The sequence below is a fragment of the Actinokineospora terrae genome (assembly GCF_900111175.1).
GTDB classification, from domain to species: domain Bacteria; phylum Actinomycetota; class Actinomycetes; order Mycobacteriales; family Pseudonocardiaceae; genus Actinokineospora; species Actinokineospora terrae.
Genome location: NZ_FOGI01000014.1, coordinates 1 through 17122, shown reverse-complemented (window position 1 = coordinate 17122; position 17122 = coordinate 1). Strand labels below are relative to the sequence as shown.

At 69.6% G+C, this 17122-nt stretch carries 11 protein-coding genes; 6 read left to right on the top strand and 5 right to left on the bottom strand.

Translation table 11 applies throughout. The features are described 5' to 3' along the window. Nucleotides 1-182 precede the first annotated feature (182 nt). Nucleotides 183-2528 (bottom strand): accessory Sec system translocase SecA2, encoded by a 2346-nt coding sequence (secA2, locus tag BMY07_RS27880; RefSeq protein ID WP_092785248.1) that lies wholly within the window; start codon nucleotides 2526-2528, stop codon nucleotides 183-185. 109 nt (nucleotides 2529-2637) lie between these two features. Here secA2 and BMY07_RS27875 point away from each other — a divergent pair, with 109 nt between their 5' ends. Next, nucleotides 2638-4218, top strand: coding sequence for an alpha/beta hydrolase (locus tag BMY07_RS27875; protein WP_092785245.1), 1581 nt, complete (start codon nucleotides 2638-2640; stop codon nucleotides 4216-4218). A 12-nt stretch (nucleotides 4219-4230) separates the two neighbouring features. Next, complete coding sequence (locus tag BMY07_RS27870; RefSeq protein WP_245782704.1) at nucleotides 4231-5766, top strand: alpha/beta hydrolase; 1536 nt, start codon at nucleotides 4231-4233, stop codon at nucleotides 5764-5766. On the opposite strand, the gene BMY07_RS27865 is transcribed toward BMY07_RS27870, so the two are convergent. The 3 genes from BMY07_RS27865 to BMY07_RS27855 are packed head-to-tail and all read right to left on the bottom strand — an operon-like array spanning nucleotide 5756 to nucleotide 8746. Further along, nucleotides 5756-6526 (bottom strand): GNAT family N-acetyltransferase, encoded by a 771-nt coding sequence (locus tag BMY07_RS27865; protein ID WP_143073679.1) that lies wholly within the window; start codon nucleotides 6524-6526, stop codon nucleotides 5756-5758. The genes BMY07_RS27870 and BMY07_RS27865 overlap by 11 nt on opposite strands. Next, entirely contained in the window at nucleotides 6489-8045 is a 1557-nt protein-coding gene (locus tag BMY07_RS27860; RefSeq protein ID WP_092785239.1) for an MFS transporter, read from the bottom strand. Before BMY07_RS27860 ends, BMY07_RS27865 begins: the two co-directional genes overlap by 38 nt. After that, entirely contained in the window at nucleotides 8042-8746 is a 705-nt protein-coding gene (locus tag BMY07_RS27855; RefSeq protein WP_092785236.1) for an LppX_LprAFG lipoprotein, read from the bottom strand. The genes BMY07_RS27860 and BMY07_RS27855 overlap by 4 nt, the downstream gene beginning before the upstream one ends. 178 nt (nucleotides 8747-8924) lie before the next feature. Between BMY07_RS27855 and BMY07_RS27850 the strand changes: the two genes are divergently transcribed. Further along, nucleotides 8925-9485, top strand: a complete 561-nt coding sequence (locus BMY07_RS27850; protein ID WP_092785233.1) for a hypothetical protein — start codon at nucleotides 8925-8927, stop codon at nucleotides 9483-9485. On the opposite strand, the gene BMY07_RS27845 is transcribed toward BMY07_RS27850, so the two are convergent. Then, entirely contained in the window at nucleotides 9466-10455 is a 990-nt protein-coding gene (locus tag BMY07_RS27845; protein ID WP_245782703.1) for a GlxA family transcriptional regulator, read from the bottom strand. The genes BMY07_RS27850 and BMY07_RS27845 overlap by 20 nt on opposite strands. Nucleotides 10456-10509: 54 nt before the next feature. Between BMY07_RS27845 and BMY07_RS27840 the strand changes: the two genes are divergently transcribed. The 3 genes from BMY07_RS27840 (at nucleotide 10510) to BMY07_RS27830 (ending at nucleotide 16742) form a co-directional block, all read left to right on the top strand. Further along, nucleotides 10510-11787, top strand: a complete 1278-nt coding sequence (locus BMY07_RS27840; RefSeq protein WP_092785228.1) for an MFS transporter — start codon at nucleotides 10510-10512, stop codon at nucleotides 11785-11787. Nucleotides 11788-11803: 16 nt separating this feature from the next. Continuing rightward, nucleotides 11804-13147: a type I glutamate--ammonia ligase gene (gene glnA / locus BMY07_RS27835; RefSeq protein WP_092785225.1), complete on the top strand. Its 1344-nt coding sequence runs from the start codon at nucleotides 11804-11806 to the stop codon at nucleotides 13145-13147. Nucleotides 13148-13211: 64 nt separating this feature from the next. Continuing rightward, the gene (locus BMY07_RS27830; RefSeq protein ID WP_092785222.1) at nucleotides 13212-16742 is read left to right on the top strand and encodes an FkbM family methyltransferase; all 3531 of its coding nucleotides are present in this window, start codon (nucleotides 13212-13214) and stop codon (nucleotides 16740-16742) included. The last annotated feature ends 380 nt before the right edge of the window (nucleotides 16743-17122 follow it).

The following is a 17122-nucleotide window of genomic DNA, read 5'->3' as shown; positions in this document are numbered from 1 at the left end:
CGACAGTCGATCTTCAAACAGGGCCCCGAAGATCCACATGTGGACAACTTCTGTCGCTGGACCGGGTGAAGATTATGGTGCTGCCCAACGGAAATCGCCTGGTCGAACCACCCGCCAAGCACCGCAAAGCCCCACGGTGGACAAAGTCCCAGGCAGCCCGAAGGCCCCCAGCGCAGCGAACCTCAGCTCTTCGCGGCCTTGACCTTCTTCAACGAAGCCCGCACCCGTTGCAGCGCCTGCTCAGCATCAGAGTCGAACGGGTTGTCATGCACCATGTAAGTCCAAGTGGACGTAGGCCGCCGCAACCCCGCCTGATCCAGGTCCACCCCGTCGGCAGTCACCTCAGCCGTCTCGAAGGTTTCCGCCGCCAAGTCGCCGACTTCCTTCAGCAGCCCCCGGAATTCGCCGATCGCCGCCCGGTGGAACTCGTCGATCGGTGTTTCCCTGGCCAGGGCGCGCAGGTGGATCGTCTCCCGCACGTCCGACAGGTACGCCAGGTGCTGCGACCACCGACTGTCCAAGTGGAACAGCAGCACGTGCCGCGCCGCCCGTTCCAGCACCGCGTCGTCGAGGTCCGACCACTTCTCCGGGACGCGTTCCTTCAGCTGTCGCGCCGCCAGGTCCGAGTTCAGGACGTCGTCGCGGTAGGCCAGCACGATTCCGCGCTGGTGCTCGATCAGCCGCGTGTAGCGCCACGTGTTGCGGTGGATGTCGATGTTGACGCCCTCGGCGACGCGTTGGGCGTGTTCGATGAACCGCCGCGCGGTCGGGTCGTCGTCGTACTTGCCGTCGTCGTCCGGGTCCGTGCCCGCTGCCGCGTCCGGGGCGTACTGGTTGACCAGGTCGTCGGTGAGGCTCGCGAACACCACCGACCCGCCGGGGTCGCCTTGGCGCCCGGAGCGGCCGCGCAGCTGGTTGTCCAGGCGGCTCGACGGGTAGTGGCCGCAGCCGATCACGTACAGGCCGCCCAGGTCGGCCACCTTGTCGTGGTCGTCGGTGTCGCCCTCGGCGCCGCCGAGGCGGATGTCGGTGCCGCGCCCGGCCATCTGCGTCGACACCGTCACCGCGGCCAGCGCGCCCGCCTCGGCCACGATCGCGGCCTCCTCGGCGTCGTTCTTCGCGTTGAGCACGACGCTGGACACGCCCGCCTCGGTGAGCTTGTCGGCGATGCGCTCGGACTCGGCGACGTCCATGGTGCCGACCAGGATCGGCCGCCCGGTCTTGTGCTGCTCGACGATCTCGGCGACCAGCGCGGCTTCCTTGGCCTCGACCGTCTCGTAGACCCGGTCCGGCTCGTCCTCGCGCACGCACGGCTTGTTCGGCGGGATCACCGACACCTTCAGCTCGTAGAACTCCCGCAGCTGCTCGGCGACGGCCTGCGCGGTGCCGGTCATCCCGCACACCCGCTTGTACCGGCCGACCAGGCCCTGCACGGAGATCGAGTCGAGCACCTCGCCGCTCTCGGTCGGCTTGAGCCGCTCCTTGGCCTCCACCGCCGCCTGCAACCCGTCCGGCCAGCGCTGCAGCAGTGCGATCCGGCCGCGCGAGGTGTTGATCAGGTGGACCTTGCCGTCCCGGACGATGTAGTCGACGTCGCGTTGCAGCAGGGCGTGCGCGTGCAGGGCGGCGTTGACGGCCGCGAGCCGGTCGGAGTGGTCGCCGGAGTACAGGTCGATGTCGCCGAGGGCCTTCTCCACGACCTTCGCGCCGCGGCTGGTCAGCCACGCGTTGCGATTGTCCTCGTCGCGCTCGTAGTGCTGCCCGGGGCGCAGCGCCCGCACGACCTGCGCCACCTCCGGGTCGCCCTGGCTGTCGTCGGTCGACCCGGCCATCACCAGCGGCACCCGCGCCTCGTCGACCAGCACCGAGTCGGCCTCGTCGATCAGCGCCACGTCCGGCGTGCGCTGCACCAGCTCCTCCGGGTCGACGCACAGCCGGTCGCGCAGCACGTCGAAGCCGATCTCGCTGACCGCGCCGTAGGTCACGTCGGCGGCGTAGGCGTCGCGCCGGTGCTCCGGGCTGGACTCCTGGTCGACCCAGCCGACGGACACGCCGAGCAGCTCGTAGACCGGCCGCATCCACTCCGCGTCGCGGCGTGCCAGGTAGTCGTTGACCGACATGACGTGCACCGACCGGCCCTGCAGCGCGTACCCGGCGGCGGCCAGCGCGCCCGCGAGGGTCTTGCCCTCACCGGTGCCCATCTCCACGATCCGCCCGTGCAGCAGCTCCATCGCGCCGACCAGCTGCATGTCGTACGGCCGCTGCTCCAGCGCCCGCCGGGCCGCCTCGCGACCGAGGGCGCACAGCTCGACCATGGCCTGGCTGTCCATGTCCTTCGCGGTGCCCGCCAGCTTCTCGCGCAGCGCGGTGGCGGCCTCGGTCAGCTCGCCGTCGTCGAGCTTGGCGACCCGCTCCTCGCGCCACTCGATCGAGGTCAACACCTCGGCGTACTTCTTGAGGTCGACGGTCGACGGGCGCTCCAACAGGCGTTGGAACCCGCTCTTGACCCGTGTCAGAAACGCAGCCACGTCTCCGGCCACCTCTTCCCTCGTCGACCACGTGACGCAATTCTCGCCCTGCCACCTAACGGTGCAGCACGGCAGGTGAGTTCCGCATCCGGGTGGCAGGATCACTTCGGTGCGGAGGTCGGTCGCGAGTGCTCTGGTTGCCGTGCTCGCCCTGGCCGCGAGCACGCTCGCGGCCTGTTCGGCTGACGAACCCCCCGCGCCGGTGACCGAACAGCGCGGGCCTCGCGGTGCCGTGCCCGTCGGGCTTGAACGGTACTACGGCCAACCGTTGACCTGGGAGGACTGTGCTCCCTACGCGCGAACCGACGCCGACAGGCAGACCCTACGCGCCCCTGGCCTGCGGTGCGCGCGGCTGACCGTGCCGCTCGACTACACCGCGCCCGGCGGCGACACGATCACACTCGGCCTGTCGCGAAAACCGGCAACTGATGATGGCAACAGGATCGGTTCACTGGTCATCAACCCCGGCGGCCCCGGTGTGTCCGGATTGTCCACCGCAGCCCGTCTGTCCGGTGTCGGCGGGCTCAACAAGCGGTTCGACTTCGTCGGCTTCGACCCGCGCGGGACCGGGTCGAGCGAACCGGTGGTGCGCTGCCTGACCGATGCCGAGCGCGACGCCGAGCGCGCCGACGACGACGAGCTGGACACCTCGCCCCGAGGCGTGGCCAAGGCCGAGGCCGACCAGCGCGACTACGCGACCAAGTGCGCCGAGCGCACCGGCAAGGGCGCGGCGATGCTGGCCAACATCGGCACCCGCGACGTCGCCCGCGACCTGGACGTGCTGCGCTCCGCGCTCGGCGACGAGAAGTTGACCTACCTGGGGTACTCCTACGGCACCCGGATCGGCAGCACCTACGCGGAGGCGTTCCCCGGCAGTGTCCGCGCCATGGTCCTCGACGGCGCCGTCGACCCGACGCAGGACGCGGTGGCCGAGCTGGTCGCGCAGGCCACCGGGTTCCAGTCGGCGTTCACCGACTTCGTCGCCTGGTGCGTCCAGCGGCAGGACTGCGCGCTCGGCCGCGACGCCACCCGGGCACTGCGCGCCTTCCACACCCTCGTCCGCCCGCTCGCGGAGCGCCCGATCGAGACCGGCGACGGGCGGCGGCTGTCGTACTCGGACGCCACTACCGGCGTCACCCAGGCGTTGTACTCAGAGCAGCTGTGGGAGCTGCTCAACACCGGTCTGAACGAACTGAAGCAGAACCGGTCACACACGCTCATGGCTCTAGCCGACGCCTACCTTGAACGGGACAAGAACGGCCGGTACACGACCACCCAGGACGCGTTCGTAGCCGTCCGCTGCGTCGATGACACCCGTGTCACCGACCGCGCGGCAGTGTTAGAGGCCCAGCAGCGCTACAAGCAGGCCGCTCCGTTCCTAGACGACGGTAAGCCCGCCTCGGACGCTCTCGACGCCTGCGCTTTCTGGCCTGTGCCTACGACCAGCACCCCGCACCTACCGTCCGTGGAAGGCCTCCCGTCGGTGCTGGTCATCTCCACAACCGGTGACCCGGCCACGCCCTACGAAGCCGGTGTTGCGCTGGCCAAGGCGCTAGGCGGCAGGTTGCTCACCTACGAGGCCACTCAGCACACCGCGTTCTTGCAGGGTGTTCGCTGTGTAGATGACGCGGGCTCCGCTTACCTCACCGAGCTCCGGTTGCCACAAGAGGGCGTCCGCTGCTCGGCCTGACAGTATGGGGACGTGCGTACATCTCGCGTGATCGTGTTGGCGGCGGCCGCACTCGTGGTGAGCGGCTGCACCACCACCATCACCGGTACCCCGACCGCGGGCGTGTCCGAGCAGCTCGGCCCCAAGGGCCCCGTGCCCGCGGGCCTGGAGCGCTTCTACGGCCAACCCCTGACCTGGCGCGACTGCCGGTCGATGATCCACGACGACGAGAGCAAGAGCGCCTTCACCGCCAAGGGCGCGGAGTGTTCGCTGCTGAGCGTCCCGTTGGACTACGCGAAGCCGGACGGCCGCACCATCGCGGTCGGCGTCCTGCGCCTGCGCGCGAGCGGGGAGAAGGTCGGCTCCCTGATCATCAACCCCGGCGGGCCGGGCGGGTCCGGCATGTCGGCGGCGTCCTACATCGCGGGCAAGGCCAAGAAGACCGCCCTGGTGCGGCGCTTCGACATCGTCGGGTTCGACCCGCGCGGCGTCGGGGCCAGCGAGCCGAGGATCGAGTGCCTCGACGACGCGGAGATGGACGCCGAGCGCGTCGCTCCCTCGCTCGACACCGTCCCCGAGGTGGAGGCGGAGAACAAGCAGTTCGCCGACAAGTGCGTCCAGCGCAGCGGCGGCGCCGAGGTGCTCGCCAACGTGGGCACCCGCGACGTGGTGCGCGACATGGACGTGCTGCGCTCGGCGCTGGGCGAGGAGAAGCTCGACTACCTGGGCTACTCCTACGGCACCCGGATCGGCACCGCCTACGCCGAGGCGTTCCCCGGCAACATCCGCTCGATGGTCCTCGACGGCGCCGTCGACCCGACCGAGGACCCGGTGCGGCAGGGCATCAACCAGGTCAAGGGCTTCGAGCAGGCCCTCGACGCCTACTTCGGCCAGTGCGGGCGCTGCAAGGTCACCGGCAAGCCGCAGCTCGAATCGCTGATCCGGCCGCTGGAGGACAAGCCGCTGCGGGTCGGCGACCGGTCGCTGTCGCTCAGCGACGCCTCGACCGGCATCGCCGCCGCCCTCTACAACGACGAGTACTGGCCGGTCCTCACCCAGGCGCTGGAGGAGCTGGCGGAGGGCAAGGGCGACACCCTGCTGCTGCTCGCCGACGCCTACCTCGGGCGCGACGACAAGGGCGAGTACACGAACCTGATGGCCGCCCTCACCGCCATCCGCTGCGTCGACGAGCCCAGGATCACCGACCGCGGCCAGCTCGCCGCGACTGCCCAGCAGATCGCCGAGGGCACCAAGGGCACCTTCATGGCCGACACCGACCCGCCGCTGCCCGCCCTGGACACCTGCGCGTTCTGGCCGGTGCCCAACACCAGCGAGCCGCACCAGCCGAAGGTGGCGGGCATCCCCACCCTGCTGGTCATCTCCACCACCGGCGACCCGGCGACCCCGTACGAGGCGGGCGTGAACCTGGCCAAGGACCTCAACGGGCGGCTCATCACCTACCGGGCCACCCAGCACACGGCCTTCCTCGAAGGCTCGTCCTGTGTCGACAACGCCGGAGTGGACTACCTGGTGGAGTTGAAGCTCCCTGCCAAGGACCTCATCTGCTAGGCATCCGCTGGTAGACGTGCACCACCGGCCCTGAGCGATAGCCCAACCGCTCGTACCACCCACGCGGCCAGTCCTCGGCCTGCGCGATTAAGAACCACACGTCAGCCCCAGCGGCCGCGGACCGGTGCAGCGCCTCTAAGACGAGTTGCCGACCCAGCCCCTTCTCCCGGTGCTCCGGCCGCACGATCACGTTCTCGAACTGCGCGACCCCATCGGCGATGTACAGCTCACCGCGCGCGATGACGTCACCCTCGTCGTCCCGCACACCGAGGAACGTGACGTCGGCTCCGCGCTCGTACAGCGTGATCCGCTCAGCCAGCTCCCGGATCTGCTCCGCGGTGTCGTCCGGGTAGTCCGCCCGCCAGTCCGCGATGAGCGACGGGACCAACTCGGCCACCGACAACGCCTCGACCCCGGTGCTCGTGCGGGGCGGCAACTCCCCGGAGTGCGCCATCGTCACGATCCGCTCGTGGACCTGGTAGCAGGCGAACGCCCGCACCGCCGCGGCCCCCTGCTCGTCCCGGTCGAACTGCACCAACCGGTGGCCGAGCCCTCGGCCGCCCAACACCTCGTCCGCGGTCGCCGCCACCGCACCCGGGTCGACGTCCCCGGTGACGATCACCCGGTTGTGGTGCCACGACGCCGTGAACTCGCTCTGCAGCACCGCGTACCCCCACCCCAGCTCCACTACCTCGGAGGCCTGGGCTCGGGCGAACCGTTCCTCAAACCCCCGAATCCGCTGCCACACCCCGTCGCCCAACTGGGCCTCCCCCTTCCGGAACACTGACCCGCAGCAGCAAGGCCACCCCGGCGCCCACCGCGCACAACACCGCGGTGATCAAGAAGATATCCGTGAACTGGGTCAGCAACGCCGACTGCAACGCGTCCAGGTACTCGCGCTGCTCCCGTTGAGCTACCTCCGCTGTCTTCCCCCACGGCAGCGGTACCACCAACGACGCCGTCAGCGTGTGGAACCTGTGCAGCCCCCACGCCGACAGCGCGGCGACACCCACCAACATCCCCGTCATCCGCGCGACCACCACGCCCGCCGAGGCCACCCCGTGCCGTTCCGCCGGGACCACCCGCAGCACCACCGACGACAGCGGCGCGATCACCAGCCCCAACCCGAGCCCGGCGACCACCAGATCGATGTCCACTCGCGACAGCCCGAGCAGCGATGTCGACGCGACCGGGTTCACCGGCCACTGCGACATCAGCAGGTACCCCACTGCGGCGATGCCCATGCCCACCGCCGTCACAACGCGCTCGCCGAACCGCCCAGCCAAGACACCACCGACGACCGCGCCGACAGGTAGCGCTATCAGGAACCGCAGCAGGAGAAGGACACCGCCCTCGTCGTCCTTACCGAGAAGCGCCTGCGCGAACAGATCCACGTCCACCAGCGTCACCATCAACGCCGACCCAGCGAGCGCGGATACCGCTAGAGCAGCCAAGAACACGCGCATGTCCACGCCGGCAGGGTCGATCAGCTTGGACCTAGAGCGCCGCTCCCACAGCAGGAACGCGACCAACGCCACTGCTGCCCCGATCAGCACCGGTAGCCCCCACGGCGGCAACACGGCATTGCGCGGGTCCGGGTTGTAGAGACCGACCACGGCCAGGCCGAGCGTGACGGCGAGCAGCAACCCACCGACCACGTCGACCCGGATCGGGTCGGCCGCCTTGCGGTGCGCGGGCACGGTGAACTGGATCGCCACCATCGCGATCACGGCCAACGGGACGTTCACCCAGAACACGCCCCGCCAGCCCGTGATGCCGAACGCGTCGGACCACAGGGGGAGCGCGGCCAGCGCCACCCCGTAGAGCGGGCCGATGACGCTGCCCAACTCCTGCGCGGCGCCCACGGTGCCCAGCACGGTCGAGCGGCGGCGCTCGTCCCACAGGTCGGCCGCCAAGGCCATGGTCACCGGCAGCAGGGCGCCGCTGGCGATGCCCTGGACGACCCGACCCGCGACCAGCGTCGGCAGGTCCTCGGCCATCGCGGTGACCACCGAGCCCGCCAGGAACCCGACCAGGCACAGCTGCAGCACCAGCTTGCGGCCGAACCGGTCCGACGCCTGCCCGAGCAGCGGCATCGCCGCGATGTAGCCGAGCAGGTAGCCGGTGATGATGGGGGTGAGGAGTTCGAGGCGGTTCACCGCGATCTCCAGGTCACCCATGATCTGCCGCAGCACGCTGACCACCACGTAGGTGTCCAGCGCGCCCAGCAGCACGGCGAGCGCGCCCGCGCTGATCGCTACCGTGCGTCCCCTGCTCATGGCGCGGTGATCGTCACCGGCTTGTCCACGTCGGACAGCGTCAGGTCGACCGTCGCGGTCTGCCCCTCACCGCCCGGCAGCTTGACCGACGCCTTGACCGGCTGCTTGTTGTCCTCGCGCACCCACACGCTGATGTCCACATCGCTGTTGACGCCGGGCACCAGCGCGCTCGCGACGTCCTTGGTGACCTTGCCGGACACCTTGTAGGCGGAGACGCCGTCGACCGACTCCTTGGCGTCGGTGCGCGGGTTCTGGATCTTGGCGAGCACGTTGGCGATGCCCTTGTCCGGGTCGAGGATCGCCGACGGGTCGTAGATGTTCGAGCTCAGCGACGCCGGGTACTTCTGGAAGCCCCCGGTCGGGCCCTTGATGTAGAGCGAGTCGTCGACCAGCACGAACTCGCCCTCGATGAGCTGGCCGAGCAGCGTCAGCTTCACCGTGCCCTTGGCGGCGCCGGACGGCCCGCCCTCCCTGGTGAGGTCGCCCTCGGCGTTCTGCACCGGGATGGCCGACACCGACCCGTTGACCTTCAGCGCGAAGTGCGCGCTCTTGATCCCCTTCGTCACCGCCGCGGCGTCGCGCACCAGCGCCGCCCCGTCCGGCAGGGTGCCGCCGCCCCCGCTCGGCTCGTCCGACGTGCACCCCGCGACCAGCAGCCCGACCACTGCCAGGACCGCTCCGACCCACCCACGCTTGACCATGGCCCAGATCGTAGGCGGACCGGCCTGAGGGCCGCGGGAGTTGTCCACAGGGCCGCCGCACCGACACCTGTTACAAGTTTCAACCTTTCGAGTGTTCGTCGCTGAGAGTGCTTGAGTTCCCCCAAATGGGGAGTCAAGGTAGGTCGTGCAGGCGACAAGGCGGAGTGGTAGGTGTTCATTGAGTGACGTAGCTCTCGACCAGGCCCGGGCCATCGTGTGGGCCGACCTCGTCCCCTACGCGTCCGTGGTGTTCCTCGAGGTCACCGACCAGGTCGGACCGCTGGCCGGGCGGATGGTCGGCTACCTGGCCGCCCCGTTCGCCTGCAGGCCGCTGGCCCAGGGCCAGCTGACGGCGGCCGAGATGACCTCGGTGCCGGGGATGGGCTCGATCGTGGAGGAGGGCTTCGAGGAGATCGCGGCCGTCGTCCGCCGCGCCGACCACGCGACCCGGTTCGCCGGCACCGACCTCACCCTCGCCCTGCGCAGGCGCCGCCTGGTCGCGGTGCACTGCGCCGACCCGGCGATGCGCGACCAGCTGCTCGCCTGGGTCGACCAGACCCCGTCGCTCGGGCTGCGGCGCGTCTCGTCCCGGTTCATCGAGCAGGCGGTGGGCGCCACCGAGGCGCTGGTGTGCCCCGACCACAGCCGCGACTTCGAGGACTTCCTCTACCGGCTGTCGGAGCGCATGGACCTGATCGAGTGGAACCTCGACCGCGCACTCATCCCTGCGATGAGCTAGGCCGGAACATCTTTCGATAGACCAGCGGAGACACGCCTATCGCGGTCCGCAGGTGCTGCCGCAATGAGGTGGCGCTACCAAGCCCGGCACGCTCGGCAACCTGGTCGACCGGTAGGTCTGTCGTCTCCAGCAATTGCCGGGCCAGCCGAATGCGCTGCTGGATCAACCACGCCCCGGGCGATAGCCCTGTCTCGGCCCGGAAGTGCCGAGAGAACGTGCGCACGCTCATCGCGGCGTGTTCGGCCATCGCCGCCAACTCCAACGGCTCGTCCAACCTCGCCAGCGCCCACGCGCGGGTGGGTGCGACACCGTCGGAGCCGCCCTCGGGCAAAGGGCGATCGATGAACTGCGACTGGCCGCCCTCCCGCCACGGGGGCACCACGCAGTACCGGGCGGCCCGGTTCGCGACCTCGCTGCCGAAGTCCGTGCGGATGACGTGCAGGCACAGGTCCACGCCCGCCCCCAGCCCCGCCGAGGTCAGCACGTCACCGTCGTCGACGAACAGCACGTCCGGGTCCAGCCGCACCGACGGGTAGAGCGCACGGAACTCGTCGACGAACTTCCAGTGCGTCGTCGCGGGCCGCCCGTCGAGCAGGCCGGCCGCGCCGAGCACGAACGCCCCGGTGCAGATCGACATCACCCGCGCGCCCGGCCGCACCCGCGCGAACGCGTCCGCGATGTCACCCGGCAGGGTGCCCAGGTGCCGCGGCCCGGGGGAGCGGGTGCCGGGCACGATCACCGTGTCCGCGGTCTCCAGCGCCTCCGGCCCGTGGTCGAGCAGCGCGGTGAACCCGGTCGTCATCCGCACCGGCTTCGCGTCGACCCCGCACACCACCACCTCGTAGAGCGGGGTGCCGCCCGCGTCGACCGCGGCCCGCATCACCTGCGGCGGGATCGTCAGGTCGTAGCCGACCGCCTCGTCGATCGCCAGCACTGCCACCCGGTGCACCATGGCCAGATCCTTGCACATATTGGCAATCAGGCCACTAGGCCGCGACGGCGCTGACACCGCACCCTGGACGCCGTGACACAGACACAGATCCGGGTCCGGCGGCCGCACTGGGCCTGGTTCGTCGCGGGCGTCGCGTTCGTCGCCCTGGTCGGCGCCGCGGGGTTCCGCGCGGCACCCAGCGTGCTGATCGACCCCCTGCACCGCGAGTTCGGTTGGTCCACAGCGACCATCTCCACCGCCGTCAGCATCAACCTGCTCCTCTATGGACTGATCTCGCCGTTCGCCGCCGCGCTCATGGAGCGCCTGGGAATGCGCAGAGTCGTCTCCGGAGCACTTGTCCTGGTCGCCGCCGGTAGTGGACTCACCATCTTCATGAACTCCAGCTGGCAGCTCCTACTCCTGTGGGGCGTCCTCGTGGGAGTCGGCACCGGCGCCATGGCGCTGACCTTCGTCGCCACCGTCACCTCCCGGTGGTTCGTCAGGCACCAGGGCCTCGTCAGCGGTGTCCTCACCGCGGCGGGCGCGGCCGGACAGCTCGTGTTCCTGCCGGTGGTGGCCCAGCTCGCCACCCACAGTGGATGGCGCACGGCGTCGCTCGCCATCTCCTTCACCGCGCTCGCGGTCGTCCCACTTGTCCTCATCGCGCTCCGGGACAAGCCCAGCGACGTCGGCACCACCGCCTACGGCGCCACCGGCAACGAGGACCCGATCCCCGCCACCAGCGGGCGGACCGCGACCCGCGCCCTCCAGGTGCTCGGCCAGGCATCCCGCACCGGGACCTTCTGGCTCCTCGCGGGCGGCTTCGCCATCTGTGGCGCCTCGACCAACGGGCTCATCGGCACCCACTTCGTGCCCGCCGCCCACGACCACGGAATGCCCACAACGACCGCGGCAGGCCTCTTGGCCCTAGTTGGTCTCTTTGACGTCATCGGCACCATCGCGTCAGGTTGGCTCACCGACAAGATCGACCCGCGCTACCTGCTCGGCGCCTACTACACCCTGCGCGGCGCGTCCCTGTTGATCCTGCCGCAGCTGTTCGCCGCCACGACCGAACCACCCATGTGGGCGTTCATCGTCTTCTACGGCCTCGACTGGGTCGCCACAGTTCCGCCCACGGTGGCCCTATGCAGGAGGGTCTACGGCCACGACGGACCCATCGTGTTCGGTTGGGTCTTCGCCTCCCACCAGGTCGGCGCCGCGCTCGCGGCAGTCGGCGCCGGACTCACCCGCGACCACCACGGCAGCTACGACCCCGCCTGGTACGTCGCGGGCGGACTGTGCGCGATCGCGGCCTTCATGTCACTGCGCATCACCTCACAGCGGCTCGATAAGGCGCGCACCACCAGTTGATGTCTACGCTGCGCACATGGATCGCCAGCAAGAGTTCGTCCTGCGCACGCTCGAAGAACGCGACATCCGCTTCGTCCGGTTGTGGTTCACCGACGTGCTCGGCTTCCTGAAGTCCGTCGCGGTAGCGCCAGCCGAGCTGGAGGGCGCGTTCGCCGAGGGCATCGGGTTCGACGGTTCGGCGATCGAGGGTTTCTCCCGGGTGTACGAGTCGGACATGATCGCCAAGCCCGACCCGGCGACCTTCCAGGTGCTGCCCTGGGAGACCCCGGATGGCGAGCCGTACTCGGCGCGGATGTTCTGCGACATCGCCATGCCGGACGGCTCACCGTCCTGGGCGGACCCCCGGCACGTGCTGCGCCGCACGCTGTCGAAGGCCAGCGAGGCCGGGTTCACCTGCTACGTGCACCCCGAGATCGAGTTCTTCCTGCTCAACGACCTGCCGCACGACGGGAGCGAGCCGACCCCCGCCGACAACGGCGGCTACTTCGACCAGGCCAGCCACGCCACCGCCACGCACTTCCGCAGGCACGCCATCGAGACCCTCGAGGCGATGGGCATCTCGGTCGAGTTCAGCCACCACGAGGGCGCCCCCGGCCAGCAGGAGATCGACCTGCGCTACGCCGACGCCCTCACCATGGCCGACAACGTCATGACCTTCCGGTACGTGGTCAAAGAGGTCGCGCTCACCCAGGGCGTCTTCGCGTCCTTCATGCCCAAGCCGTTCTCCGAGCAGCCCGGCTCTGGCATGCACACCCACGTGAGCCTGTTCGAAGGCGACCGCAACGCCTTCTACGACAACGAAGACCCGTATCAGCTATCGGCAACCGGTAAGGCGTTCGTCGCGGGCCTGCTCAAGCACGCACGCGAGATCTCAGCCGTAACGAACCAGTGGGTGAACTCGTACAAGAGGCTCATCGTCGGTGGTGAGGCCCCTACAGCTGTCTGCTGGGGACACGCCAACCGGTCCGCCCTGGTCCGCGTGCCCATGTACTCGCCGACCAAGGCCTCGTCGCGTCGAGTCGAGATCCGGTCCCTCGACTCCGCCTGCAACCCGTACCTGGCGTTCTCGGTCATCCTCGCCGCGGGCCTCAAGGGCGTCGCAGAGGGCTACCCGCTGCCCCCCGCCGCGGAGGACGACGTGTGGTCGCTGTCCGACGCCGAGCGCCGCGCCGCAGGCTACGCGAACCTGCCGCAGAACCTCGGCGAGGCACTGGCCGAGATGGAGAACTCCGAGCTGCTGGCCGAGACGCTCGGCGAGCACGTCTTCGACTACTTCCTGCGCAACAAGCGAACCGAATGGGACACATACCGCCGCAGCGTCACCCCTTATGAGCTGCGAACTCTCCTCCCGATGCTCTAGGCGGATCACCCTTTCGCTCGACTGGTAGGCCCACGGGCGGCCGTTGAGCCACTAGGTTGACCGGGTGCCCGACGTGCCCCCCGACGCCGTGACCGTGATCGCCTGTACCGCGGTGGCCGCGCAGGACCTGCCTGCCGCGCGGTTGGCGGCCAGGACGTTCCTCGACCACCACCCCGGTGCCCGGTTCGTGACCCTGCTGGTCGACGGCGAGCGATCCGACGGGGTGCTGGTGCCCGAGGACATCGGCGTCCACCCGGCCGAGCTGGCTGACCTGGCCACCGGCCACACCGCGGTGGAGGCCTGCGCCGCGCTGCGCCCCCGGCTGCTGGAGTCGCTGCTGGTCGACCACACCTGCCCGGTGGTCTACCTGGCGCCCTGGACCAGGGTCTACGCGCCGTTCGCGGCCGCGATGACGGCACCGCTCGACCAAGCGGCCGTCGTCCTGGTGCCCAGGGTGCTGCGGCCACTGCCCGCGGACGGCCTGCGCCCCACCCAGCAGGAACTGCTCACCGCCGGGATCTACGACGACGGCCTCATCGCCGTCAGCCACGGCGCGGAACCGTTCCTGCACGCGTGGGCGGAAGCCTGCCTGAACGATCCAGCGCGCGCGGGGGCGTTCCTCGACGGTGCCCCCGCCATGGCCGACCACCACGTTCTCCGTGATCCGGGCCTAGGGCTATCCGGGTGGAACGCCGCACAACGCGCTCTAGCCCGTGACGCCGCCGGTAACCTCACCGCCGGCGCGACGACGTTGCGCACGGCTACATTCCAAGGCTTCGACCCCGCCAAACCGTGGCTTCTTACCGCTGACATCACTGACCACCCGAGAGTTCTCCTCTCAGAGCATCCGCTGTTGGCCGCGGTCGTCACCGACTATGCCACCGAGCTCGATGACGTGTACGAGCTGCCGCAATCGACGGTCCGATTCGGCAGACTCGCGGATGGCACGCTCTTCCCCGCGCCACTGCGAGCCGCGTACCGCGCGGCTAGAGCGACCCAAGACCCGCCTCCCGCCGCGGGTGTCGAGCCCGCTGGATTCCTTCGGTGGGCGTGCGCGCCAGAGCCCGGTATCGCGGACGCCACCAGGTGGGCACTCGCGCTCTGGCAAGACGACCCTGAACTGCGCGAACGCTTCCCCGAGCCGTTCGGGGTCGACGCCGCGGGCTACCGCGACTGGTGCGCGACCGACGCCGTGCTCGCCGGGCGCCTCCACCAGCGCGCGGTACCAGGTCAGCACTCGGTCGACGTCACCCTGATCGACCAGATCGGCGTGTCCGTGGTCGGTTCCGGCCCGCTCGCCGACCGCGTCCGCCTGGCAGCCGAGGCGTCAGGCCTACCCATCTCCGATGAGCCCGTCTACCCGGTGGTCCTTGCCTGCGGAGGACCAGGCGGACTCCCACGACAGCGCCACATCATCGCGATTCGCGACGACCTAGCCCCGATCCCGTTCCGTGCCGACGAACGATGGCTGGTCTGGCCCACCGTCGCACCCGCACCAGACGGCATCGCCACACACACGGTTCCGTTGCCGCTACCCGACCCTGGCGCGCGCGACGAGGTCGCGCGTGAACACGCGAGACACCGACTCGGGTTGGGTGACGAGTCCGTCTTCGTGGCCTTCGCCGATCGCGGCGACGACCTGCTCGCCGCATTCGCGGCAGCCTTCCCAGGCCGGGAAGACGTGCGCCTCGTGCTCCTGCTGCCTACGGCGCTCGCCCGTTCCGAAGGCGCCGAACGTCTCCGCCTGTCCGCGGCAGCCGACTCCCGCGTGCGACTCGTCTCCGACGAATCGACGTTCACCGCCGTGGCCGACGCCGCGAACTGGGTCATCTCGCTCGACCAACCCGACAGCTCCGACTCGGCACGGGTCAACCGCTGGCTGGCAGAGGTGTCCCTGCGCGCCGTCCCGACCATCACCCTCGCCGGGGGAACAGCCGCTGACCTGCTCGGACCCGACAGCTGCGTCCCGCTGCCGACCGACGAGTTCGCCGCGGACACCATGGTCGCCGGTGCCATCCGCGACCTGGTCGACGATCCCGCGACCGCCGACAAGATCGGCTCAGCCGCCCGCACCCACGTACTCGAACGGTTGGCACCCGCCGCCGCTGGCGCCGCCGTGCGTAGGCGAGTCGAACTCGCCTACCGCAGTTGGCGAGCGGGGCGCGCCCTAGCCGCTGCCACCGAGGACGACCCACTGCGCGCACTACGCGCTGCCCGGCATGCCCTGCACAGGCGACCGGACACCGACGTCGGGCACAAGATCCCGATGGCCCCGCAACTGCGCCGCGCCGTCCTTCGCGTGCTCAACCACTACGACGCGCACCTGACCTCGGTACTCGCGTCACTCATCGACGGCATAGAGCGCACAGCCGTTGAACTCGTCGAACGCCAAGACAGGCTCTCCAGCGCGGGAGCGGGCTTGGACGCGGATCTCCTCCGCGCCGACCTCGACCTCGTCGTCGAGCGGATGGGTCAACTCGGCAAGCAGGTCTCCGCCACCGGCGACGAGGTAGTCCGCCTTCGGGGAGAGACCGCGACAGGTGCGCGCGTCGTCGACGACCTCAGCTCGCAAGTCCGCGAGTTGTCCACACGCGAACAGCACGACAGCGCCGTCGAGGTACGCGCGTTGACCGACGCCCTAGCCGCGAGCAACGCCAGGTTGGACGCACTGGAGGCGCGCCTGGCCGCTCAGCAACTCGAGGCCGAGACTCGGTTGACGATGGGCTCTTGGTCCGCTGACCAGGCTCTTCGCGCTACCGACGCACTTCGCCGTGTCGTCGTCCGGCAGCACGAACGCGGAGTCTCCGTCGATGTCCCCAGCTCACCGGTTCTGTGTGACGCGGGCCTGTTGCGACTACCTGCGCAGGACAGCGTCATGTCGGCCGTTCTGTCGAGCAACGGGGTGTGGGAGCCAGATGTCGCGGAGCTGGTCGACTCGCTCATCGAGCCCGACACGGTGTTCCTCGACGTGGGTGCCTACGTCGGCTACCACGCGATCCGGGTCCTCAGCCGACTCGGCACGAGTGGAACGGTCGTCGTGGTCGAGCCCGACCCGGAGGCGGTGAAACTGTTGCGCCACAACGTCTCCGAGAACGTCGCCGATGTCGTCGCCGACCGGCTCGTCGTCCTGCAGGCCGCGGCGTGGGACAGCGCGGTCCCGCTGGTGGGGACACCCGCGTCGGGCGGTGGCTACGGGGTCCGTCCACTCGAACCGCAGGAAGTGACCACGGACACACAAAGTGGATCACCGGTCGCCGCGGTGCGGCTCGACCGCGAGCTCGACGCCATCGAGGCCACCAAGGGGCAGCGGTTGGCGGTCGTCAAAGTGGACATTCCGGGCCGCGGCCACCGCGCCCTGGGGGGTCTGGTGCGCAGGCTGCGCAAGGACCGGCCGAACGTCATCCTCGCCTTCGACGGCGCGATGACCAGCGGTTTCGGTGACGACCCGGCTACCGTGCTCAGCGAGTTCGAGGCGTGGGGTTACGAGCTCGTGCGGGTCGGCGAGGACAACCCCGCCGCTATCGCCGACGTCGTCTCCGATGTGCTCGCCGGGCGGGTGCGCTCGCTGTGGCTGCGACCCCCCGCAAGCCGCTGACCAGGCGATTTGACTTTGGAATTCGACCTGGGTAACTTTCTCCATGTCGCACGGAGCGCCGGACGGAACAGGACGCAAGAGCCTGGCGGGGACGGACTCGAGAGACAGACGGGTCGAGCGGTTGACACCGCGAATCGAACCGGGTAGTGTTCTGCGACGTCACCACGATCGACTCCTCCCGGAAAAGGGTCCTCGGATCCAGCGCGGGACGGGTACGGTCGGGTAAACAAACTTGCTAGGCAATACCAGCCTCGGATGAGGTCGCCCTTCGGTGGCGGTTGATTCGGATGTGCGTGTGTTGTTTGAGAACTCAACAGTGTGCCGATTTAAGCCAGTAGAGCTTGAATGATTGAACCCCATTTGTGGGTTCCTTTGAGATG

Coding starts and splice junctions, on each gene's coding strand:
- glnA (WP_092785225.1), top strand. CDS start 11,804: ATGGATCGCCAGCAAGAGTTCGTCCTGCGCACGCTCGAAGAACGCGAC.
- BMY07_RS27860 (WP_092785239.1), bottom strand. CDS start 8,045: ATGAGCAGGGGACGCACGGTAGCGATCAGCGCGGGCGCGCTCGCCGTG.
- BMY07_RS27845 (WP_245782703.1), bottom strand. CDS start 10,455: ATGTGCAAGGATCTGGCCATGGTGCACCGGGTGGCAGTGCTGGCGATC.
- BMY07_RS27855 (WP_092785236.1), bottom strand. CDS start 8,746: ATGGTCAAGCGTGGGTGGGTCGGAGCGGTCCTGGCAGTGGTCGGGCTG.